This window comes from Paraburkholderia sejongensis, from assembly GCF_020880815.1.
Taxonomy (GTDB): domain Bacteria; phylum Pseudomonadota; class Gammaproteobacteria; order Burkholderiales; family Burkholderiaceae; genus Paraburkholderia; species Paraburkholderia sejongensis.
Genome location: NZ_JAJITD010000009.1, coordinates 222,475 through 245,032, shown reverse-complemented (window position 1 = coordinate 245,032; position 22,558 = coordinate 222,475). Strand labels below are relative to the sequence as shown.

Annotated in this window: 21 protein-coding genes and 1 pseudogene; 17 read left to right on the top strand and 5 right to left on the bottom strand. The window is 62.8% G+C overall.

Going from position 1 to position 22,558, the window contains the following annotated elements:
* The first annotated feature begins 16 nt into the window (after nucleotides 1-16).
* The 9 genes from LJ656_RS19475 to scpA are packed head-to-tail and all read left to right on the top strand — an operon-like array spanning nucleotide 17 to nucleotide 9,416.
* Nucleotides 17-1,039 carry a Nit6803 family nitrilase gene (locus tag LJ656_RS19475; RefSeq protein ID WP_230511004.1) on the top strand — a complete coding sequence of 341 codons (1,023 nt, stop codon included), beginning with the start codon at nucleotides 17-19 and terminating at the stop codon, nucleotides 1,037-1,039.
* On the top strand, nucleotides 1,008-2,141 hold the full coding sequence (locus tag LJ656_RS19470; RefSeq protein WP_230511003.1) for an MSMEG_0568 family radical SAM protein: 1,134 nt from the start codon (nucleotides 1,008-1,010) through the stop codon (nucleotides 2,139-2,141). The genes LJ656_RS19475 and LJ656_RS19470 overlap by 32 nt, the downstream gene beginning before the upstream one ends.
* Nucleotides 2,142-2,143: 2 nt before the next feature.
* The gene (locus LJ656_RS19465) at nucleotides 2,144-2,707 is read left to right on the top strand and encodes an MSMEG_0567/Sll0786 family nitrogen starvation N-acetyltransferase (protein ID WP_230511002.1); all 564 of its coding nucleotides are present in this window, start codon (nucleotides 2,144-2,146) and stop codon (nucleotides 2,705-2,707) included.
* Nucleotides 2,704-3,690, top strand: a complete 987-nt coding sequence (locus LJ656_RS19460; RefSeq protein ID WP_230511001.1) for a sll0787 family AIR synthase-like protein — start codon at nucleotides 2,704-2,706, stop codon at nucleotides 3,688-3,690. The genes LJ656_RS19465 and LJ656_RS19460 overlap by 4 nt, the downstream gene beginning before the upstream one ends.
* Entirely contained in the window at nucleotides 3,687-4,862 is a 1,176-nt protein-coding gene (locus tag LJ656_RS19455; protein WP_230511000.1) for an MSMEG_0565 family glycosyltransferase, read from the top strand. The genes LJ656_RS19460 and LJ656_RS19455 overlap by 4 nt, the downstream gene beginning before the upstream one ends.
* Nucleotides 4,863-4,891: 29 nt before the next feature.
* Nucleotides 4,892-5,176 carry an MSMEG_0570 family nitrogen starvation response protein gene (locus LJ656_RS19450; protein WP_230510999.1) on the top strand — a complete coding sequence of 95 codons (285 nt, stop codon included), beginning with the start codon at nucleotides 4,892-4,894 and terminating at the stop codon, nucleotides 5,174-5,176.
* A gap of 21 nt (nucleotides 5,177-5,197) precedes the next feature.
* Nucleotides 5,198-6,490, top strand: coding sequence for an MSMEG_0569 family flavin-dependent oxidoreductase (locus tag LJ656_RS19445; RefSeq protein ID WP_230510998.1), 1,293 nt, complete (start codon nucleotides 5,198-5,200; stop codon nucleotides 6,488-6,490).
* A gap of 2 nt (nucleotides 6,491-6,492) precedes the next feature.
* Nucleotides 6,493-7,308 (top strand): Pnap_2097 family protein, encoded by an 816-nt coding sequence (locus LJ656_RS19440; RefSeq protein ID WP_230510997.1) that lies wholly within the window; start codon nucleotides 6,493-6,495, stop codon nucleotides 7,306-7,308.
* On the top strand, nucleotides 7,305-9,416 hold the full coding sequence (gene scpA, locus LJ656_RS19435) for a methylmalonyl-CoA mutase (RefSeq protein WP_230510996.1): 2,112 nt from the start codon (nucleotides 7,305-7,307) through the stop codon (nucleotides 9,414-9,416). The genes LJ656_RS19440 and scpA overlap by 4 nt, the downstream gene beginning before the upstream one ends.
* 89 nt (nucleotides 9,417-9,505) lie before the next feature.
* Here the strand turns inward: scpA and LJ656_RS35115 are convergent, their stop codons facing one another.
* The gene (locus LJ656_RS35115) at nucleotides 9,506-9,832 is read right to left on the bottom strand and encodes a hypothetical protein (RefSeq protein WP_425605964.1); all 327 of its coding nucleotides are present in this window, start codon (nucleotides 9,830-9,832) and stop codon (nucleotides 9,506-9,508) included.
* A gap of 502 nt (nucleotides 9,833-10,334) precedes the next feature.
* Here LJ656_RS35115 and LJ656_RS19425 point away from each other — a divergent pair.
* Entirely contained in the window at nucleotides 10,335-11,243 is a 909-nt protein-coding gene (locus tag LJ656_RS19425) for an MBL fold metallo-hydrolase (RefSeq protein ID WP_230510994.1), read from the top strand.
* Between the two features lie 303 nt (nucleotides 11,244-11,546).
* On the opposite strand, the gene LJ656_RS19420 is transcribed toward LJ656_RS19425, so the two are convergent.
* Nucleotides 11,547-12,479: a porin gene (locus LJ656_RS19420; protein WP_329958887.1), complete on the bottom strand. Its 933-nt coding sequence runs from the start codon at nucleotides 12,477-12,479 to the stop codon at nucleotides 11,547-11,549.
* 281 nt (nucleotides 12,480-12,760) lie between these two features.
* On the opposite strand from LJ656_RS19420, the pseudogene LJ656_RS19415 reads away from it, so the two are divergent.
* Nucleotides 12,761-13,014, top strand: a pseudogene (locus LJ656_RS19415) (IS5/IS1182 family transposase); the annotation flags it as partial.
* A gap of 335 nt (nucleotides 13,015-13,349) precedes the next feature.
* On the opposite strand, the gene LJ656_RS19410 reads toward LJ656_RS19415, so the two are convergent.
* From LJ656_RS19410 to LJ656_RS19400, 3 genes are read right to left on the bottom strand one after another with little or no spacing between them, the layout of a single operon-like run.
* A complete protein-coding gene (locus tag LJ656_RS19410; protein WP_230510993.1) occupies nucleotides 13,350-14,156 on the bottom strand; it encodes a molybdopterin-dependent oxidoreductase in 807 nt (268 codons plus the stop codon).
* A complete protein-coding gene (locus LJ656_RS19405; protein ID WP_230510992.1) occupies nucleotides 14,153-14,803 on the bottom strand; it encodes a cytochrome b/b6 domain-containing protein in 651 nt (216 codons plus the stop codon). Before LJ656_RS19405 ends, LJ656_RS19410 begins: the two co-directional genes overlap by 4 nt.
* Nucleotides 14,804-14,842: 39 nt before the next feature.
* On the bottom strand, nucleotides 14,843-15,484 hold the full coding sequence (locus LJ656_RS19400; protein ID WP_230510991.1) for a DUF5666 domain-containing protein: 642 nt from the start codon (nucleotides 15,482-15,484) through the stop codon (nucleotides 14,843-14,845).
* 235 nt (nucleotides 15,485-15,719) lie between these two features.
* Between LJ656_RS19400 and LJ656_RS19395 the strand changes: the two genes are divergently transcribed.
* From LJ656_RS19395 to LJ656_RS19370, 6 genes are all read left to right on the top strand, one after another.
* A complete protein-coding gene (locus LJ656_RS19395) occupies nucleotides 15,720-16,391 on the top strand; it encodes a heavy metal response regulator transcription factor (RefSeq protein ID WP_230510990.1) in 672 nt (223 codons plus the stop codon).
* The gene (locus LJ656_RS19390) at nucleotides 16,388-17,788 is read left to right on the top strand and encodes a heavy metal sensor histidine kinase (RefSeq protein ID WP_230510989.1); all 1,401 of its coding nucleotides are present in this window, start codon (nucleotides 16,388-16,390) and stop codon (nucleotides 17,786-17,788) included. Before LJ656_RS19395 ends, LJ656_RS19390 begins: the two co-directional genes overlap by 4 nt.
* 370 nt (nucleotides 17,789-18,158) lie before the next feature.
* Nucleotides 18,159-19,361, top strand: coding sequence for a sodium/glutamate symporter (gene gltS / locus LJ656_RS19385; protein WP_230510988.1), 1,203 nt, complete (start codon nucleotides 18,159-18,161; stop codon nucleotides 19,359-19,361).
* A gap of 54 nt (nucleotides 19,362-19,415) precedes the next feature.
* Nucleotides 19,416-21,119, top strand: a complete 1,704-nt coding sequence (locus LJ656_RS19380; protein ID WP_230510987.1) for a dihydroxy-acid dehydratase — start codon at nucleotides 19,416-19,418, stop codon at nucleotides 21,117-21,119.
* Between the two features lie 48 nt (nucleotides 21,120-21,167).
* Nucleotides 21,168-22,028, top strand: coding sequence for a class I SAM-dependent methyltransferase (locus LJ656_RS19375; protein ID WP_230510986.1), 861 nt, complete (start codon nucleotides 21,168-21,170; stop codon nucleotides 22,026-22,028).
* A 36-nt stretch (nucleotides 22,029-22,064) separates the two neighbouring features.
* The gene (locus LJ656_RS19370; RefSeq protein ID WP_230510985.1) at nucleotides 22,065-22,526 is read left to right on the top strand and encodes a putative periplasmic lipoprotein; all 462 of its coding nucleotides are present in this window, start codon (nucleotides 22,065-22,067) and stop codon (nucleotides 22,524-22,526) included.
* Nucleotides 22,527-22,558: the final 32 nt, after the last annotated feature.

Sequence of the window (22,558 nt, the reverse complement as noted above, 5' to 3'; positions counted from 1 at the left end):
CGCGCGGGTGCCCATCATGTCCGACCAGCGAGTCATCCGTGCAGCGGCGGTGCAGATTGCGCCCGACTTCGAGCGTCCCGGCGGCACGCTCGAGCGGGTCTGCGCCGCCATCGACGAAGCCGCGTCGAAAGGCGTGCAACTGATCGTCTTCCCCGAGACGTTCGTGCCGTACTACCCGTACTTTTCGTTCGTGCGTCCGCCCGTCGCGTCGGGTGCCGAGCATATGCGGCTCTATGAGCAGGCCGTTGTCGTGCCGGGCCCTGTCACGCAGGCGGTGAGCGAGCGCGCGCGACGGCATGCAATGGTCGTCGTGCTCGGCGTGAACGAACGCGATCACGGCAGCCTGTACAACATGCAGCTCGTGTTCGATACCGACGGGCGTCTGGTGCTCAAGCGCCGCAAGATCACGCCGACCTTTCATGAACGGATGATCTGGGGACAAGGCGACGCGGCGGGACTGAAGGTCGCGCATACGGGCATCGCGCGAGTCGGCGCGCTCGCGTGCTGGGAGCACTACAACCCGCTCGCGCGTTATGCGCTGATGACGCAGCACGAAGAGATCCATTGCAGCCAGTTTCCGGGTTCGCTGGTCGGGCCGATCTTCGCTGAGCAGATCGAAGTCACGATCCGCCATCACGCGCTCGAGTCGGGCTGTTTCGTCGTCAATTCGACGGGCTGGCTCAGCGAAGCGCAGATCGAATGCGTGACCACCGATCCGAAGCTGCAAAAAGCGCTGCGCGGCGGCTGCATGACCGCCATCGTGTCGCCCGAAGGCCAGCATCTCGCCGAGCCGCTGCGCGAAGGCGAAGGAATAGTGATCGCGGATCTCGACATGTCGCTGATCACGAAGCGCAAACGGATGATGGACTCCGTGGGCCACTATGCGCGGCCCGAACTGCTGAGTCTTGCAATCAACGATCGCGTCGCGACGCCCGTTGTGCCGATGTCGATGTCGTTCGAACGCGCGGGCGCGGACGTAGCGCCAGGAGTCATCAATGGAGGTCAGGATGAATGCCAGCATGAACCTGTCGCCGGCTGAGCCGCGCACGCAGCGTCAGATGATGGAACTGCGCACGGAGTTGCAGTCGGCGGGACTGCGCCTCGTCGATCCGAACGCGGGCGCCGCGAGCCGGCGCGGCGGCGCGGGACCGTCGGACCACAAGGCGGTGACGGTCGACGGCGTGACGATCATGGTGCCCGTGCACACCAGTTCAGCGTGGAATTCACCGTTCTTCGCGGGCGCGCCGGACGAAGCGGGCGCGAGCGCGTTGCTGCGCGGCACGATTCCGATTGCCAGCATCAGCTTTCCAAAAGCGCCGCGCTTCACGAAACTGCAAACGCTCGACGGCGTGCCGTACTCGCATATCGCGACACTGCACAGCACCGACGTGCTCGCCACGACCGTGCTGCAAACCTGCATCCGCTACGAGAGCCGCAAGAAGACGTGCAAGTTCTGTGCGATCGGTCAGTCGCTCGCGGCGGGCCGCACGATTGCGCGCAAGACACCGGAGCAACTCGCGGAAGTAGCGCGCGCGGCCGTGCTGCTCGACGGCGTGAAGCACATGGTGTTGACCACGGGCACGCCGCCGACGCCGGATCGCGGTGCGCAGATCCTGTGCGAGAGCGCGTTTGCGATCAAGGCCGCCGTCGATCTGCCGATTCAGGCGCAATGCGAGCCGCCCGACGACGACGCATGGTTCGAGCGCATGAAAGCCAGCGGCATCGACACGCTCGGCATGCATCTCGAAGTGGTGACGCCCGAAGTCCGCGCGCGCGTGATGCCTGGCAAAGCGAGCGTGCCGATCTCGCGCTATATGGAAGCGTTCAGGGCGGCCGTCGCCGTGTTCGGCAAGGGACAGGTCAGCACGTACATCCTCGCGGGCCTCGGCGACACGGAGGACGCCATCCTGTCGATGTCGCGCGCACTGATCGACATCGGCGTGTATCCGTTCGTCGTGCCGTTCGTGCCGATCAGCGGCACGCCGCTCGAAGATCATCCCGCGCCGTCGCCCGAGTTCATGAAGTCGATCCTGGCGCCGCTCGGCGCGATGCTGCGCGACGCACAGATGCGTTCCGCCGATATCAAGGCCGGCTGCGGAAAATGCGGCGCGTGTTCGTCGCTGGCATCGTACGAGGACTGATCATGTTCTGCGAGACCTACGACGAACTCGACGCGCTGCCCGTCGCCTTCACGCCCGCCGAATACCGCGTCAAATGGGCGACGCTGCCGTGGGAAAGCAAAGAAGCGTATGCGTTGCGGCGCGCGGTGTTCTGCGTGGAGCAAGGCATCTTCGCCGGCGACGACCGCGACGAGATCGACCGCGATGCGAAGCTGCTGGTCGCATTGAGCTGCATTGCGGGCGTGCCGGAGCAGGTGGTCGGCACGGTGCGGATTCACGAAACGCAGCCGCGCCGATGGCTCGGTTCGCGGCTTGCCGTGCACGCTGCGTTCCGCTCGCACGGCAAGCTCGGCTCGACGCTGATCCGTCTCGCGGTGAGCAGCGCGCATGCGTTGGGCTGCGATACGTTTCTCGCCCATGTGCAGAGCCAGAACGCACCGCTGTTCCGGCGGCTGCACTGGCAAACGGTCGCCGAGGAAACGCTGTTCGGACGGCCGCATCATTTAATGGAAGCAGATCTCGCGCATTATCCGCCGTGCTTTACGCCGGAAAGCGGATTCGTCACTTCGTCGCGAGGCCGCTCATGAGTCTGCGCGCGCTGGTCGGACGGCTGCGCGAAAGCAGGGGCTTTCGCCACAAGACGGATATCGCGGGCGTGGTTGCATCGCTTGCATCGCACTTGCCCAATGGCACACGCGACCTTGCGCAAGCGCTCGCAGTGGGCGACGACTGCGCCGCGCTCGCCGACGGCGACGGCTATCTGCTGTTCGCGATCGAAGGGCTCGTCAGCGACTTCGTGAAAACGATGCCGTGGTTTGCGGGCTATAGCAGCGTGATGGTCAACATCAGCGACGTGTATGCGATGGGTGGTCGTCCGCTTGCCGTCGTCGATGCGCTGTGGAGTGATGGAATCGAAGCGGCGGAAAAGATTCTAGCAGGCATGGCGGCGGCATCGAGCGCGTATGGCGTGCCGGTCGTCGGTGGTCATAGCAATACGCGTAGCACGGAGCCGCAACTCGCCGTGTCGATACTGGGCCGCGCGCGGGCGTTGCTGTCCAGCTTCAACGCACGGCCGGGGGACAGCCTCGTGATGGCCGTCGATCTGCGCGGCCGTTTCGAAGACCCTTATCCGTTCTGGAATGCCTCCGTCGGCGCCCCGGCTGTGCGCTTACGTGACGATCTCGAACTGTTGCCGCAACTCGCAGAAAGCGGCCTGTGCGATGCGGCCAAAGATATCAGCATGGCAGGCGTGCTCGGCACGTCGCTGATGCTGCTCGAATGCTCGGGCGTCGGCGCGCATATCGATCTCGATGCGATCCCGCGTCCTGAAGGTGTCGATTTCGAGCGCTGGCTGAGCGCGTTTCCAAGCTACGGTTTTCTGCTTTCCGTGCGCGATGAGCATGTGGATGAGGTGCACGCGCGTTTCGCACAACGGGGACTCGCAAGCGCGACGATCGGCTGCGTGGATGCCTCTCGCGAAGTGGTGCTCACGCAGCAGGCCGACGCGGCGTTGTTATGGAGCTTCAAAGACAGCGCATTTATCGGCGCGCCGGTGGGAGCATCGACATGAACGACACGCGGATGCGCATTGCGCTCTTCACCCATTCGGTGAACCCTCGCGGCGGCGTCGTGCATACGCTTGAACTCGGGCGCGCGTTGCAGGAAGCGGGACAGGACGTGACGATCTTTGCACCGTCGGTCGGCGGTGCAAAGATGTTCCGCGCTTCGCCTTGCCGCGTCGTGCTCGCGCCAGCCGCGGCGCACGGCAACGATACGGTGACGATGGTGCAGACGCGCATCGATGCGCTGAAAGCGGCATTGCTCGAAGAGGGCGCGTCGGGCTTCGACGTATTGCATGCGCAGGATGGCATCGGCGGCAACGCGCTGGCGGAGTTGCGCGAAGCGGGCGCGATTCGCGGCTTCGTGCGCACGGTTCATCATCTCGATGCCTTCGACCATCCGCGTCTGAGTGCATGGCAACGACGCGCATACGTGGATGCCGGCACGGTGCTGTGTGTCAGCGATACATGGACGCGCAAGATGCGCGATGAGTTTGGCATCACTGCATCGACGGTCAATAACGGCGTGGACGTCGCGCGTTTTCGTGACGTCGAAGGCGGCCTGGGCATTTGCAACGAGTTCGGCCTGACAGGTAAGCCGGTCGTGCTGGCCGTAGGCGGTATCGAAGAACGCAAGAACACGCTGCAACTGCTCGAAGCCTTTGCCTTGTTGCGACGCACGCATGCGGAGGCGCAGCTCGTGATCGCGGGCGGCGCGAGCCTGCTCGATCACGATGCGTATACCCGGCGCTTCGTTGCACGTGCAGTTGAACTGGACCTTCGTATTGGCAGACACGGAGCCATCGTCGTGACAGGCCCGCTCGAAGACGCGGCGATTGCCGCATTGATGCAGCGCGCGGACGTCGTATCGATGATGTCATTGTGCGAAGGCTTCGGCCTCGTCGTGCTCGAAGCGCTGGCCGCGGGCGCGCCGGTCGTCGTATCGCGGATCGAGCCATTCACGGGCTATCTCGACGACCGCGTTTGCTGCTGGGCGCGACCTGACGACGCAGGCACCATCGCCGACGCGTTGCGCCGCGCGTTGCATCAACGCGGCGGCATCGACTTCGAACACGCAGTGCCTGAACTTCTCGCGCGCTTTAGTTGGCGCGAAAGCGCACGCCGTCATATCGCATTGTACGCGGATCACGTGCAGCGCATCACGCGGCGGCTGTGCGCCTGAATCTCTTACTCGCAATCAAAGGAAATCTGATGCCAGTCATGCACTTCAAAGTCCAGTGGCCGGACGGCAGCGAGGCCAACTGCTATTCGCCTTCGACGGTGATCGCTGAGTTCTTCGTCGCCGGTCAGCGCTATGCGCTCGCCGATTTCGTCGAGCGCGCGCGCGAGTCGCTGCATATCGGCTCTGAACGCGTGCGCGAAAAGTACGGCTTTGCGTGCTCGGCGGCAATGGATCAGCTCGCGCAGATCGAAGAACATGCACAGCGTTTTGCCACCGACCCCCACGCGCAAGTCAAGGTCGTCGAACTCATTTGAACCCGAAAGCAGGAACGAATCATGTCGAACGCAAACTCTGTCGCATCCGACGCGCTGAACGATGTGCCGCACCACACGGTGATCGTGGTGGGAGGCGGGCAAGCCGGCTTGTCGGTCAGCTACTACCTCAAAGAGGCGGGCATCGATCATCTTGTCATCGAAAAGCACACGGTTACGCATACGTGGCGCTCGCAGCGCTGGGATGCGTTCTGCCTCGTCACGCCCAACTGGCAATGCGCGCTGCCGGGTTATCCGTATCGCGGCGACGATCCGCACGGTTTCATGAAGAAGGACGAGATCATCGCCTATCTGGACGGCTTCATTGCGATGGTCGATGCGCCCGTGCTCGAACACACGGAGGTCCGCAAGGTCAGGCGAGTGCCGTCGGGCGGCTACTTCGTGTCGACGTCGAACGGCGACTTCACGGCCGATCAGGTCGTCGTTGCCTCGGGTGGCTATCACAGGCCCATCGTGCCGCGCATGGCGGAGCGTTTGCCTTCGCAGATCGTGCAGCTGCAGTCTTCGCATTACCGCAATCCTCAGGCGTTGCCTGATGGCGCAGTGCTCGTGGTCGGCTCCGGGCAATCGGGCGCGCAGATCGCGGAAGACCTGCATCTGGCCGGCCGTAAGGTGTATCTGGCCGTGGGTGAAGCGCCGCGTTGCGCGCGTTTCCATCGTGGCCGCGACGTGGTCGACTGGCTCGCCGACATGCGCTACTACGACATGCCCGTCGATCAGCATCCTCTGCGCGAAGGCGTGCGCGACAACACCAACCATTATGTGACGGGCCGCGACGGCGGACGCGATATCGACTTGCGGCGTTTTGCACTCGAAGGCATGGAACTTTACGGTCGCCTCGAAGATCTGCGCGACGGCCGCCTGCAATTCGCGCCGAACCTGATCGCGAATCTCGACAGCGCCGACGATACCTACAACCGCATCAATGCGAGCATCGACGCATTCATCGACAAGCAGGGTATCGACGCTCCACAAGGCGTTCCCTATGAGCCGGTGTGGCGCCCGGAAGGCGAGCGAACGTCGCTGGATCTCGCGCAGAGCGGCATTACGTCGATCATCTGGTGCATTGGCTTTACGCCCGATTTCAGCTGGATCGATGCGCCCGTGTTCAACGGACTTGGCTATCCTGCACACAATCGCGGCGTCACGCCGCAAGCGGGCTTGTACTTCATCGGCCTGCCGTGGCTGCATACATGGGGATCGGGGCGTTTCTCGGGCGTCGCACGCGATGCCGAGCATGTCGTCGGCGCAATCCGTCTGGCGCTCGGCCAGAGTTCGACGAGCCTCGCGGCGTGAGCATGATCCAACGCTATCGCGCGGGCATGCCGCAACTGAGCTACACGGGACTGTCGGAAAACTGGTTGCTCAAGGAGTGTGGCCATCGACATTGGGAAGCGCTCGCCGCTCAAGCAGGCCGCGGGCAGCCGGAATTCCACGATGACAACGGCGGCCGCTCTTATGCCGCTTTCACGGCAATCCGGTTGCAGACCTGCGGTCTCGATTCGATCGCCGAAAACGACGCGTTCGAGATCCGCAGCACGCTTTGCAGAACGGGGCCTGTGCGCCACTTCAGCACGCACCATATCGTTCGCGATGACCTGACAGTCGCGGAGATAGGGATGTCCTCTGCATTCGTCACGCGCGGCGAGGCGCGCAGCAATCGTTCCGCCGCACGGGCGGCGCTTGCTTCACTGGCGGGTGAAATCGTGCAGATGCCCGACGAGGCAGCGGAGATGGCGCAGATTGGCAAACGCCTTCGAGCATACGAGCGTGATGCAATTGCCGACCTCGGGCCTGCCACGCACGAGCCGATCGAGTTCTTCCCGTGCCCCAATGGCGATTTCAATGGCGCTGACTTCCTGTACTTCGCGAGCTTTCAAGCCTTTGTCGATCGCGCCGAGTGGCAATGGCGGCGCTTTGGCGAACCGCCTGTCATCTCGAGCCGTTCGCTGTTCTATTACGGCAACGTCGACGTGGGTGACACGTTGACCGTGCATATGGTCGGTCAGGCGGAAGACGGGCAGGGCATCCGGCACTGGACCGAACTGCGGCGCAATAGCGACGGCACGAAGATCGCCGACGTCACGACGGCAAAACGCTGGAGGCATCGATGAACAGGCAGCGGCGGCGTCGCTCGGATCGCGTCAGACTCAAGCGCGTCTACACGCGCGCGGATATCGATGGCATCGCGCATATGGACAGCATGCCCGGCGAGGCGCCGTTCGTGCGCGGTCCATTCGCGTCGATGTATACGCAAAAGCCGTGGACGATACGCCAATACGCGGGGTATGCGCAGGCCGCCGATACGAACCTCGCGTTTCGCACTGCGTTGGCCGAAGGCGCACAGGGTCTCTCCGTCGCCTTCGATCTGCCCACCCAGCGCGGTTACGATTCAGACGATCCCGCTGTGAGCGCGGACGTGGGCGTGACGGGTGTCGCAATCGATACGGTGGAGGACATGACTCGCCTTTTCGAAGACATTGCACTCGACCGCGTGTCGGTATCGATGACCATGAACGGCGCGGTCCTTCCTGTGCTGGCTGCTTTCATCGTCGCGGCGGAGGAAAGCGGCGTTAGCGGCTCGCAACTGCGGGGAACGATTCAGAACGACATCCTGAAAGAGTTCATGGTGCGGAACACCTGCATCTTCGCACCTGAGCCATCGTTGCGTATCTGCGCCGACGTCGTTGAGTATCTCAGCGAAAACGTGCCGCGGTTCAACGCACTTTCGGTGTCGGGATATCACTTTCAGGAAGCGGGCGCGGACCCGGTGCTGGAACTTGCGCTGACCATGGCGAATGCGCGCGAGTACATAACGACCCTCGTCGAACGGGGGATGCCGGCCGATGACGTCTGTCAGCGGATGAGCTTTTTCTTCGGCGTCGGCATGGACTTCTACGTTGAAATCGCGAAGCTGCGAGCCGCACGAATTCTATGGTCGGATCTTGCCTCGGCAAATGGCGCAACGTCGGATAGGGCACGCGCACTGCGAATGCACTGTCAGACCTCGGGGTGGTCGCTAACGGCGCGCAAACCCATGAACAACGTCGTGCGTACGACAGTCGAGGCGTTGGCTGCCGTGTTCGGCGGAACGCAATCGCTGCACACCAACGGATACGACGAAGCGTTTTGTCTTCCTTGTGCGGATGCGTCGAGGCTCGCTCGCGACACCCAACTGGTGCTGCAGCACGAAACCGGCGTATGCGATGTGGTCGATCCGTGGGCTGGTTCTTTCATGATGGAGAACCTTACCGCGGAGATCCGTCAGAAGGCGCTAACGATGATGGCCGAAATTGAACGCCTTGGTGGCGTGGTGGATGTCGTCGAATCAGGGTGGGTTCGAGAACAGATCCACAAGTCGGCTTTGGATACACAGGCGGAAATGGAGTCGGGAACACGCGCGGTTGTGGGCGTCAACGATTTCATGACGGGATGCAATGAAGACCCTGGAGAGCCACGGACTGTCGACGGCCAGCGGGTGCGCGTGCTGCAAACGCAAAGGCTTGCTCACATCAAAGCCAGGCGTGATTCAACGAGAGTGCGCGACACGCTGAATGCGCTGACGCGGGCGGCCCGAAGCAGAGATGGAAATCTTCTTGAACTGACGGTGGCATGCATGCGAGCGCGTGCAACTGTCGGCGAGTGCACGCGGGCACTGGAAGCCGTATGGCCACGATACCGGATCGGCTTGCCGCTATTGCGCGACCACTACGGCCCAAGCCTCGAAAGCGACAAGGCTTGGCAGGACGCATGCCACGCCGTGGCCGACGTGACCACGCGCCTGGGCCGTGCGCCACGCATGTTGATTGCAAAGCTGGGACAAGACGGACATGACAGGGGCGCGCGTATTATCGCAGCGGTCTTAAACGATGCGGGCTTCGCGGTTTCCACGGGATCGTTGTTCGCATCACCTACCGATACCGTCCAATTGGCTGAAGCGCAGCAGGTTGACGTTATCGGCGTGTCCTCTCTCGCGGGCGCACACAACGATCTGGTCGCCGCGTTGCGTGAGCAACTGACTGTACGCGGTCTGCGGATACCCATCGTGGTGGGCGGGATCATCGACCACGCGAGTCAAGTGGCCCTTGAACGCTCCGGAGTGGCAGCCTGCTTCGCGGCGGGCACACCGATCAAAAAGATGGTGCCGCTATTGGCTGCGATCGCTGTAGCGTTCGCAGAAAAACACGTTGCAGATACCCATCCGTTCCACGAGATTGCATAACGATTGGCGAGTTGCTGTTCGGGAGTGAAGAGGGTGCGACAGTGCGCCATGTGGAATTTCGCGATATCGGCCCAATCCTTTATCACAGGTCAACACGAGAAAGGAGTCGGATCATGTGGCGAAGACGATTGATAGTTGGCGCGGTCGCATTGGCGATGCTTACGCCGATGCCCTTCGCATTTGCGCGCGGTCTCAATGATGCCGTCGGCGGGGGGCTCGGGGGTGTGGCCGGTGCCTTCGTGGGCGATGCCGTTGGCGGGCGCACTGGTGGGATAGTGGGCGCGGGCGTGGGCGGTGCTGCCGGGGCATTGCTTGCTGACGAGCTGGGCCATGATGCGCATCACGACGATTGGGACCATCGCGATCATGGTGGCCATCACCCGCACGGACACGAGCACGAGTTCGAGCACGGCCACAGGCACTGATCGCGCGTGGTGCCCTGCCATTCTGCGGCTTTGAAGAACTCGTTGGGCGCGTCGCCATAGCCGACGGACTGGAGGAGCCACGCCATGTAAGTGGCGCGGGCGAGTTTGTTGACTATCCGGCAGTTGCCGTGGCCGTGGCGCCGGGCGTCTAGCGCAGCGTGATATTAGAGCGACGAGTCGCGCGCCAGCGGCGGTAGCCGCTACTTGGCGCGTGCCGGTTTCTGCACCCACCGCTGTATGTAGGTATAGAAAAGAGGAATAGCCGCGCACGAAATCGTTATTATTTTTTACGAAAGCGGCCTCTTAGACTCAGTGCATCCGTTTTACGCCGGAATCCATGCAGATGAGCTATCCGCTTTCGATTCCTTCTTCATCCGCCGCCGGCGCGCCGCCGTTGCTGCGCCATTACATCGGCGGTTAATTCGTCGCCAGCGACACGCGTCATCCACTTCAAAAAACGGAAATGCAAACGTCACCTTTTCTTGATTTGCCTATGGCCTATAGCCTCCGCGTCGGCGATGTAAAAATTTCCGTGATTGCAGAATCCGTCGCGCCACTTCTCAAGTGGCAGGAAATTCATCCCGACGCGACCGAAACGGCCATCCGCGATGCGCAGTCCGCACGAAACCAGAAAATATTCGATTCTTCGACTGGAAAGCTGGTAATTGCGATCCAGGGATTTCTGCTGGAGACGAAAGACCGCTCGATCATGATCGACACCTGCGTTGGCGACTGCAAGGCTCGAGCGCGCCCGGAATTCGATCGGGCAGAGTTCGGATGGGTGCAGCGGTTGCGCACCCTCGGTATCGACCTTGGAAAGGTCGATACCGTCGTCTCCACACATTTGCATGTAGACCATGTCGGCTGTAACACCTACTCGCTTAACGGCAAATGGGCTCCGACCTTCCCTAATGCCCGATATGTTTTTGTGGAGGAGGAGGTCGCTTTCTGGGAAAGCGAGCTTGCCGGCTCGCCACTTGAGCGAACCGGCGATTACATATCAGACAGCATAAGGCCCCTCTTCGAGCAGGGCGTCGCTGAAATCGTACCCCCGAGCTACGCGATCAGCCAGGAAGTCCGGCTTTTGCATCTGCCAGGGCATACGCCCGGTCATGTCGGCGTTGTCGTCGAATCGAACAACGAACGGGCGATACTGTCGGGCGACCTGTTTCACTCGGCATTGCAGTGCGAGAATCCCGCTTGGAATACTCGATTCTGTGTGGACCCGGACGTTGCACAACGCTCCCGACGCGATTTTTTCGAAGCTCACTGCGGCTCTAACACCGTTGTCATCCCCGCGCATTTCCCCTTTCCGTGCGCCGGCTACATAAGGCGATCCGGGGATACCTACGCGTTTGAGTTCCTCGAATCCACGCGGATAAGTTTACTAACGGAAGCCTGATCGTCCCAGCCTGGTCCGATAAGTCCTGTATTTGGCCGACTTTGCTCCGCAAACCTGCGTCTTCGCAGAATTGACGTAGGTGAGGGTGCGACTCAAGGGCGGCCTACTTTTCCATGCGCAGGCAACAGAAGATTCCGCGCCGAGGTGATCCGGCGGCAAAGTGCGAGTGGAGCGAAGCTTTCGAATCCGCTCTTTTATCATGCGAGAGTCGAGACACGGCCCAATCGGGAACGCTCGAAAAGCGCTGATATGAAGCACATAGTCCCTCGGCTCTCGGACGCACTGAATGCACGCTTGACCCACTCAGAAACGATGGACCATGCCCAGACGCGTCAGCATCTGCCGGTCATTGCCTGACGGTCCAGAAACGGCCATGATCCACGCGTGCGGAGCGTTGTTCCGGCTGACTTTCTGATAAACCGCTTCGGTATAGACGAACGTTCTTTTGGACAGGACATAGCGCACGCCCAGGCTGAACTGATTGGCCTTGTCGCCCGCCAGAACTGTATTGCCTTTCATCAATTCATAGTCACCTCCGGCGGACAGCGCGGGGCTGAACTGGTACCGGACACCGATCTGATAGACGTTGATAGTAGCGTTGTTTGCAGTGTTTTTCGTGTTCGTGTACAACACATTCGCCGTGGCATCGCCAAACCTGTATTCCGCGCCCGCGCCATAGTTGCGAATCCCTGACATACCGTTCCCAAGCGCCGTATAGCGTTGATAGGTATAAGCTGCACCGAGCGAAACTGGTCCCACTGCGTAGTTGATACCAAAGCTTTTGCCATCATTGCGCGCAAGGCTACCAGGCTGGCCGCCGAAACTGTAGAGAGCGCCGATAGACAAGCCTTGGTAAAGCGGCGACGTATATTTGACCGCGTTCGACATGGCGGCGCCCGCCATGCGATCGAAGTTCGCGCTGCCAGACGGATTGCCTGGAATGCCCAGGTTTGCGAACGGCCCCTGCCGGAAACCGTATATGCCTGCGATATAAGACGAGTTGTCGAATCGCAGCAACGAATCGACCATAAACTCGTATTGCTGTCCGAACGTTAATTTCCCAAAGCGATCGTTTGCCAGTCCTACGAACGCGTTTCGGCTAAACAGGCTCCCACCATTCGTAGAGTAAATGGCGCCGGTTCCCAAATTGAACTGGTTAATCAACTCAAAGACGGCTTTGGTCCCACCTCCAAGGTCCTCGGTTCCACGCAGCCCCCAAAGGTTTGGCGTGGCGATTCCTGTTCAGCTCCACAACTGAAAGCACCCGAAATGACTCCTTGCGCGGAGAGCCGTTTGGTAAGCCATGTTGCCGTCAGAGCGCCGGCATCTATGAAGTCGCTGATGCTAGCTTTGAACGGCATATATAACCCATCGATCGTTGGTTTGAACACGAAGCCAGAGACGAGCAAAGGCGTACGCCGTCATGTTCGGTGCATAAAGAAAAAAATTACTTTTCGGGTTACAGCTATTCGGATCTTTAATATCAGCAGTCTTGTGAAAGTTCCGGCTTGGGACCGGACCGGAACAAGCTTTACGCCTTGCATGCGCCGGAAGTCGAATGGCTAAGCGAAGGCAAGGTCCGCAGGCCGTACGAATTCGGCGTCAAGTTGTCGTTGAGGACGATCAACGAGGAGGGGCTGGTGAGCGGGCGCGTTCGATCCCGGTCAATCCATACGACGGCCACACACTGGCCCAGGCGCTGGAGCAGGCGGCGGTCCCGAGTGACGTGAAGCCGGAAGTGGCAGCTGTCGGTCGCAGTTACAACGACGTAAAAAAGCCAGCGCCGCTACAGCAAGGAGGGGATTCGCGACAGTGCGGTTGCGGCTCGGCTCGACCATTTGTGGAAAACACCAGCCCGCGTGCGCGGCGATTCTCGAGCTGCGCGATGAGTCCTAGCGCTTTTGTCGAGGTGAAAAGCAAGGGAAAGGGTGCACTTGCTCTGCGATGTGCTGCACTTGCTGACGCGACGCACAGTGGCCAATGCGCGGCAAATTCAAGCGGCTGTTCGGCCTGAGCCCCGTCGACGCGGTCAAGCGCATGCACCGCACGTGAGGCGTAGCCGCCGCCGCGCGTGCCGCAGCCCGTGCCGCGTTACGTGACCGCGGTCTAAAGCCCGCTGAACCAGTTGTAGCCCTGGTCTTCCCAGTAGCCGCCCGGGTTCGTGTTGGTCACGAATATCGCCGCGATATGCTTCGGATTTTTGAAGCCGAGCTTGGTCGGCACCCGCAGTTTCAGCGGATAGCCGTATCTGGCCGGCAGCGGCGCGTTGCGGAAATCGAGCGTCAATTGTGTTTGTGGATGCAGCGCGGTCGCCATATCGAGGCTCGAATAATAGCGGTCCGCGCATTTGAAACCGACGTAGCGTGCGCTCAGATCGGCGCCGATCCGTTCGAGAAACGTGCGAAACGGCACGCCGCTCCATTGTCCGATCGCGCTCCATCCTTCGATGCATACGTGTCGGGTGATCTGCGAGACCTGCGGCAGCCCGCGCAACTGCGCGAGGCTCCAGCTGCGTTTGTCCGCGACGAGCCCCGATACTTCGAGCCGATAGCCCGATCCGTCGATATCCGGCGCGTCGAACTCGGGATAAAACGCGTTGAACGGAAACGGATCGGTGATCTCGCGTGCCGTATAGGTGGGCGCGAGTTTGTTGCGATTGAAGAGCCACGCCTGCACGCGATCGTTCCAGCGCGACATCGTCCATAGGACCTTGTCGAGGGAATCGTTGTCCTGCAGGTTGCAGCCGGACAGCATCGCGAGCGCGCCGATCGAGAGCGACGAGCGCAGAAACAGGCGGCGCTGCAACTGCTCGATCCGCGGCCGGTGGTCTGCAAGCACAATGCGCGTGCGGCGCGCGTCTTGCGGATCGGCGCGCGTAGCGTTCGTCATGTCGGTGCGTTGCGGGTCGCTCATACGCGGGCCCTGTTGGAAGCTTCATCGGTGCGATGCGCGCGGCGCCGCGTGCGGCCGGTGAACATCGGCGGCAACGTTCGCGGCACCAGCAGCACGAGCAGCAGATGCACGACTACGAAGCCGGCAACGCCGACCATCGCAACGAAATGCACACGCCGCGCAAAATCGAAGCCGCCGAACAGCGCGGTCAGCCAGGACAATTGCACCGGCTTCCAGATCGACAGTCCCGATGCGACGAGCAGCGCACCCAGCAGCAGCACCGACAGATACAGCGCGCGTTGCACGGCGTTGTATCTGCCGCTTTCGTGCGGCAGTCTGAAGCGCAACGCCAGCGCCGCATCGCGCGCTACGTCGCGGGCACGCACCGGCAGCAGCTTGCGACGCAAATGGCCGCTCGTCACGCCATAGGCGAGATATAGCAGGCCGTTCGCGCACAGCAGCCACATCGCCGCGAAGTGCCAGGCGATGGAGCCGCCGAGCCATCCGCCGACGGTCGCCCACACGGGAAAGTGGAACGGAAAAATCGGCGACGCGTTATAGATCGCCCAGCCGCTCATCAGCATGCAGATCATCGCGAACGCGTTGATCCAGTGTGTCACGCGAACGACGACAGGATGAACGAGCACAATGGCTTGTGAGTCGGACATGCGCTTCAAAGAAGGTTGGAAGACGAGCGGCGTGCCGCGTTACATCGGCGGCGTCACGCCATGCTCGCCGGCCGAAATGAAATTCGCCGCCATCGAGCCGTCCGCATCCTTGTGCGCGAACAGCACGACCTTGGTGCCGGGCGTGAGCAACGCACGGCTGCCCGGCTCCAGACTCACGATGGGGACGTCCTGCGGAATCAGGATCTTCTTTTCGCCATCCTTGTACTTGACGGTGATCGTGCGGCCGTTGCTGACCACGAGCGAGCCGACCGTGCCGTTCGTCATCGAGCTGTTCGCGCCCAGATCCCACGGCCGATGACCTTCGCCCGAACCGCGCATGCTCGGAGGGAACACATGCACCTCGAGCGCCTTCAACGTGCCGTCGGGCTGTGGAATCGCGGCCGTGCCGACGTAGCTGTCGGGTTTGATGTCGGTGACGCTGGCGAGCGTGACGCCGCGAATCGGCGTGTCGGCGGCGAGCTTTACGTCGACGTCCTGGCCGTCGCGGGTGTGCACCTTCAGCAGATCGCCCGTCAGCGAGGTCACCGTGCCACGCAGGCCGGTCGGCGCGGCAGTCTGAGCCGAAACCGCGAACGTCGTCGCGGATAACGAGGCGGCGATGGCGGGAACGGCGAGGGCGCGCAGGGTGCGTGCAGCGGAGATCTTGATGCGGGTCTTCATGGGCAACTCCAGTCCGGGGATGCAGCGTGGTGAACGGAGTGGGAAGACTAGCGGCCGCATCGGCTCATCCAGGTGACGGGATGATGACAAAAAAGTCATCAATGGCCCAGGGCCGCCACGTAGAATGGCTCGCTGCGAGCGCCGCGGTACATCACGAGCGCTGTCATCAGGCGTTTTTTGCGCGGACGAGCGCGGTCTCACCAGGTCGCATCGCGCGACAGGAGCAGCGGGCATTATGAGCATTCTCGTCATCGAAGACGATCCGAAAACCGGCGACTATCTGAAGAAGGGCCTGCGCGAGAACGGCTACGCGGTCGATCTCGCACGCACCGGCACGGACGGCCTGCATCTGGCGCTGGAACATGATTACGAACTGGTGGTTCTCGACGTGATGCTGCCAGGCATCGACGGTTGGGAAATCATGCGGGCGTTGCGTGCGCGGCGGGATCTGCGGGTGATTTTTCTGACCGCTCGCGATCAGGTCAGCGACCGCATTCGCGGTCTCGAACTCGGCGCCGACGATTATCTGGTCAAACCGTTTTCGTTTGCCGAACTGGTGCTGCGCGTTCGCACGTTGTTGCGCCGTGGCGTCATCCGCGAGAGCGACGTGTTCGAAGTTGCCGACCTCAAGCTCGACGTGTTGCGTCGCCGCGTGACGCGCGAGGGTATCGACATTCCGCTCACCAACAAGGAGTTCATGCTGCTGCATCTGCTGGTGCGCCGCGAGGGCGAAGCGCTGTCACGCTCGCAGATCGCGTCGGAAGTGTGGGACATGAATTTCGATAGCGACACCAACGTGGTCGATGTGGCGATCAAGCGCTTGCGCGCTAAGATCGATCACCCGTTCAACAAGAAGCTGATTCACACGGTGCGCAGCATCGGCTACACGTTCGGCCACGGCGCATGAAACGATGGACCGAACGCTCGCTGATCGCGCGCACGACGTTGCTGTTCGCGCTCATCGCCTGTGCGGTGATCGGCTCGCTCGGCGCGTATTTTTATCACTCCGCCGAAGTCTCTCTGCAACGCCGCGCCGACGTCGTACTGAGCGGCCGCGTCGAGCATTTCGGCCGCATCGTGCACGACCTTTATTCGGTTAGCGAATTAAAAAAGCGCCCGCTGCTGTTCGAGACGATGCTCGGCGCGGAAGATGACGTGCTGATCTTCCGCCGGCCGGGCGAAGCGCCGTTCGTCGACGTAAATCCGGGCGGCCTCGCGGTGCCTGATCTTCCGGCCGGCCCGGAAGGCGACGCGCCTCGTGCCGCCGGCGTGAGTCAGACGCGCCTGCCCGATGGCGTGCCGGTGCATTGGGCGATCGCGAGCGCGGCGGCGCGCGAGGATGGCGCCGAAGTCGAGGTGATCGCGGGCCACCCGATGACGCACGAAATGCGCATGCTTGCGGAGTACCGCAACCGCATCGTGCTGGCGACGCTGATCGGCATGCTGGCAGCGACGCTGCTCGCGTACTGCGTGCTGCGCCGCGCGCTGCGACCGGTGCGCGACATTGCCACACGGGCCGCGCAAATCAGCCCGGCGAACCTGACGGTCCGGCTCGACGTCAAAGCCGCGCCCGTGGAACTGCGTCAGCTCACGCACGCGTTCAACGCGATGCTCGATCGTCTCGCCGACGGCTATCAACGGCTGCAGCAGTTTTCCGCCGACCTGGCGCACGAGATTCGCACGCCGGTCGGCGCGCTGCTCGGCCAGACCCAGGTCGCGCTGGCGCAGTCTCGCGAAGCCGAGGAATATCAGCAATTGCTCGAATCGAATCTCGAGGAGTTGAATCGCCTGAGCCATATCGCGGAGAACATGCTGTTTCTCGCGCATGCGGATCATGCGGCGTCGTCGGTCGAGCGGCAGCCGGTCGATCTGCATGATGAACTGGTCAGGATCGCCGATTATTTCGAAGGCCTCGCCGACGAACGCGGGATGCGTTTCGACGTCGACGCGTCGGGCGTCGCGTCGGCCAATCCGATGCTGTGCCGCCGCGCCATCAACAATCTGGTCGTCAACGCGGTGCGTTACGGCGCCACCGACACGGTAGTGCGCCTGCGCGGCGCGCAGGACGAAGCGGGCGCATGGGTGACGGTCGAGAACGAGGGCGAGGCGATACCCGCCGCGCAACTCGACCGGCTGTTCGACCGCTTCTATCGCGGCGACGCGGCGCGCAGCGCGTTCACCGAATCGCACGGACTCGGGCTCGCGATCGTGAAGGCGATCATGCACCTGCATGGCGGTAGCGCGCGCGTGGTGTGTCCGCTGCCGGGCGTCGTGCGCTTCGAACTGCGCTTTCCCGCAGTGTGAGTTGCTATCGCGGTAGGCCCCGCGCCGCCCACGCTTTTCAACGCGTTGTGCTATCGGCTCGTGCACGACCCCGGCTGCGCAAGCCGTCGATGCACTGTAGCGGCGCGATTTCGGGCAGCCGTTGCTGTCCGCTCGCACCGATCAAAAAGAGGCAGACTTGCATAGGCAAGCCGCTCCAGGGCGGCGTCCCGCGCCCATTCCATAGTTTGGAAAAAACCCCGGAATATCAGGAAACTGACGGACTTCGACGCCCCCCAGTGACACCGCGTCATGCGCGGCTTGCAGTGCATCAACGAAATGCCTGGCTTGCGCGAGCGGATTGGCTAAGATGGCGGATGGCTGCGCGTGCCGCGCCGGAGGCCATTCATTCATGACTATCGGCATTTATGCCACGCTCGTCGCCGCGTCGTTCGTGCTGTTGCTCGGCGAGAAGCTGATCCAGTGGATCGGCGTGCTGCGAACCTATTCCATTCCCGCGCCGGTGGCCGGCGGCCTCGTAATCGCGATCTGCGTGCTGCTCGCGCGCGTCACCGCCCATCTCGAAGTGCGCTTCGACCCGACGCTGCAAACCCCGCTGATGCTCGGGTTCTTCGCGACGATCGGTCTGAATGCCCATCTGTCGAATCTGAAAGCGGGCGGACCGGTGCTGGTGCGTTTTCTCGCGCTGGTCAGCGGGCTGCTGATCCTGCAGAACGTGATCGGCATCGGGCTCGCGTTCGCGCTCGGCGTCGATCCGCTGCTCGGCATTCTCGGCGGCTCGATCACGATGTCGGGCGGCCACGGCACCGGCGCCGCGTGGAGCCAGGTGTTCACCGAGCATCACGGGATCGAGGCGGCGACCGAGATCGCGATCGGCTGCGCGACCTTCGGGCTCGTAATGGGCGGCGTGCTCGGCGGCCCGATCGCGCGGCTGTTGCTGCGCCGGCTCAGCGCCGACGAGCTGCGGCGCGCCGCGCAGCGCGCGGAAGAGACTCTGGTGTTCGAAGAACCGAAAGCGCTGCAGCCGACCACGCCCGCCGCGCTGATCACCACGCTCGCGCTGATTGCGATCTGCCTCGCCAGCGGCGACGTGCTGGCCGACTGGCTCGCCGGCAGCGTATTCGAATTGCCGACCTTCGTCTGCGTGCTGTTCATCGGCGTGATCCTGAACAACGGGCTCGCGCTCGCGCGCGTGCGGCTGGATCAGCAGGCGGTCGCGCTGGTCGGCAACGTCAGCCTCGCGCTGTTTCTCGCGATGGCGCTGATGCGCCTCGATCTATGGGAGCTGGCCGCGCTGGCGGTGCCGATCGTCACGATCCTCGCCGCGCAGACGCTGCTGATGGCGCTCTACGCGGTGTTCGTGACATTCCCGGCGATGGGCCGCGACTACGACGCGGTCGTGTTGTGCGCCGCGCAATGCGGTCTCGGGCTCGGCGCGACACCGACCGCGATCGCGAACATGCAGGCGGTCACCAACCGTTTCGGTCCGTCGCATATCGCGTTTCTGATCGTGCCGATGACCGGCGCGTTTTTCATGGACATCGTCAATGCAATCGTGATCAAGCTGTTTCTCGCGCTGCCGTTTTTGCACTGACGGTTCGTTTCGCTGCATTCACAGGCACACAGGCAAAGAGAGTAAGCACACCTCATGAGCGATCAACACAGTAAAAAGCCGGTCGGTTTCGCGAAAGGACTGACCAATTACGGCGACCGCGAATTCAGCGTCTATCTGCGCCGCACGTTCGCGAGTTCGATGGGCTATAGCCGCGAGATGCTGGACCGGCCGATCGTCGGCATCGCGCATTCGGCGAGCGGCTTCAACAATTGCCACCGCCATTTCCCCGAGATGATCGACGCGGTCAAACGCGGCGTGCTCGCGGCGGGCGGCTTGCCGATCGAGTTTCCGACCATCTCGCTCGGCGAGACATTCCTCACGCCGACCAGCCTGAAGTTTCGCAACCTGATGTCGATGGACGTCGAGGAAATGACCCGCGCGCAGCCGATGGATTCGGTCGTGCTGCTCGGCGGTTGCGACAAGACGGTGCCCGCGCAATTGATGGGCGCGGCATCGGCGAATCTGCCGGCGGTGCAACTGGTCGCGGGACCGATGTCGACCAGCCGCCATCGCGGCGAACGGCTCGGCGCGTGCACCGATTGCCGCCGCTTCTGGGCCAAATTCCGCGCAACCGAAATCGACGCGCAGGAAATCAATACCGTTGAGCGGCGTCTGGCTTCGACCGCCGGCACCTGCGCGGTGATGGGCACCGCGAGCACGATGGCGATCATCGCGGAGACGCTCGGCATGATGCCGGCGAACAGCGCCGCATGTCCGGCGGTCGACGCGGACCGTCTGCGCATCGCGGAAGAAACCGGCCGCATCGCGTTCGAGCTGATCGCGAAGCCGATCCTGCCGAGCGAGATCATCACCGCGCAGTCGGTCGAAAACGCGTTGCGCGTGCTGCTCGCGATCGGCGGCTCGACCAACGCGATGATTCATCTGACCGCGATCGCCGGCCGCGTCGGCGTGAACGTCGATCTGCGACGCGTGAACGAACTGAGCGAGACAACACCGGTGCTGGTCAATCTGAAACCGACCGGCGATCACTACATGGAAGACCTGTACGCGGCCGGCGGCGTGCCGGCGATTCTGCGCGAGATCAAACACCTGCTGCATCTGGACTGCCGCACGGTGAGCGGCGAGACGCTCGGCGAGCGTCTGCACGACGTCAGCTGGGTCGATCACACGGTGGTGCGGCCGTACGCGCAACCGGTGCGCGATACCGGTGGCCTCGTTGCGCTGTTCGGCAATCTGGCGCCGCGCGGCGCGCTCCTGAAGCGCTCGGCGGCCGACCCGAAACTGTTCGAGCAGGAAGGGCGCGCGGTCGTGTTCGAGTCGCTCGAAGACCTCGCGAACCGGATCGACAGCGACGATCTGGACGTCAACGCCGACGATTTCCTGGTGCTGCAAAACGCCGGCCCGACCAGTGAATCGGCGATGCCCGAGGCCGGCTATCTGCCGATTCCGGGCAAGCTCGCGCGCGCCGGCGTGAAGGACATGGTGCGGATGTCGGATGCGCGGATGAGCGGCACCGCGTACGGCACGATCGTGTTGCACATCACGCCGGATGCGGCGTCGGGCGGGCCGCTCGGCCTCGTGCGCAACGGCGACCGGATTCGCCTGAGCGTCGAAAATCGCGCGCTCGAACTGCTGGTGCCGGACGAGGAACTGGAGAAGCGCCGCGCCGCGTTGCCGCCGCGCAGCCAGGCGCCCGCAAAGCGCGGCTATGCGAAGCTGTACGAGCAGGAAATCCTGCAGGCCGACGAAGGTTGCGATTTTCGCTTCCTGAAGTAAGGTAGCGCTTTTGGCGCGGGTCGCCTCGAACCAACGGAGCGGATAGAGATGAACGATCAACCAGCGGCAGCCCCCGACAGCACCGCCGCGCGCGTCGCGTTGTGGCGCGCGCTGCACGTGCAGGCCGATGCGCCGCCGCACGTGCTCGAAGACGAAGTCGGCCTGCAACTGCTGGCGCCGGCCGAGGACTGGCGCAGCCGCGGCGACATGGATCCGCAATTCACGCGGCCGTTTCGCGCGTCGATCGTCGCGCGCGCACGCTTTATCGAAGATCTGGTGGTCGAGCAGGTCGGGCGCGGCGTCGCGCAGTATGTGATTCTCGGCGCGGGGCTCGACAGCTTCGCGCAGCGCCGCCCTGATCTGGCCGCGCGCCTGACCGTGTTCGAGGTCGATCCGCCGGAACCGCAGGCGTGGAAGCGCCGCCGTTTGCTGGAGCTCGGTTTCGGCGTGCCGGACTGGCTGCGTTTCGTGCCGGTCGATTTCGAAGCGGGTGACAACTGGCGGCAGCGTCTGGTCGATGAAGGCTTCGATCCGGGCAAACCGGCGGTCGTCGTCTCGACGGGCGTCAGCATGTATCTGACGAAAGAGGCGAACGCGGCGACGCTGCGCGAAGTGGCCGCTCTCGCGCCCGGTTCGACGTTCGCGATGACGTTCCTGTTGCCGCTGGAGATGGCCGACCCCGACGTGCGGCCGGGGCTCGAAATGGCGGAGAAAGGCGCGCGGGCGAGCGGCACGCCGTTCATCAGTTTCTTCACGCCGCCGCAGATCGTCGCGCTCGCGGTGGACGCGGGCTTCGCGACCGCGCGGCATGTGTCGGCCGCCGATCTAGGCGAGCGGTACTTCGCCGGCAGAACGGATGGCTTGCGCCCGCCGGCGAATGCGGAAGAGTTGCTGGTCGCGAGTACCTAGCTATAATCGCGCTCGAATACGGCCACGGATTGATTCATGAAAAAGATCGCAGTCTTCGCACTCGTTGCTTTCACGCTCGCCGCCTGCTCGTCCGAGGAAAAGCAGGCGCGCAAGGCCCAGCAGGAAATCCTTCACAGCGAACCGAATCTCGCCGCCGCGCAACGCGACGCGATTATCGATTGCACGCCTGAGAATTGCGATGCGGCGTGGGCGCTGACCAAACGCTATATCGAGCAGCATTCCGAGACCCACGTGATCCGCGCCGACGCGGTCGCGATCGATACCGACGTCCCCGACGATTCGGGCAAGGCTTCGTTCTCGGCGACGCGCGCGCCGAAGGCGGGCGGCGGCGCGACGCTGTCGCTATTCGCGCAGTGCCGCGGGATGTACGGCCAGAACAGCGAAAAGGGTTCGGACTACGACGAATGCGCGGAGAAGATTCTGAAGACGCAAAGCGGCTATCTGCCGTTTCTGCGCTCGCACGCGTCGGCGCAGTGATGCAGTGACGCAGTGACGTTCGCCGCTTACCG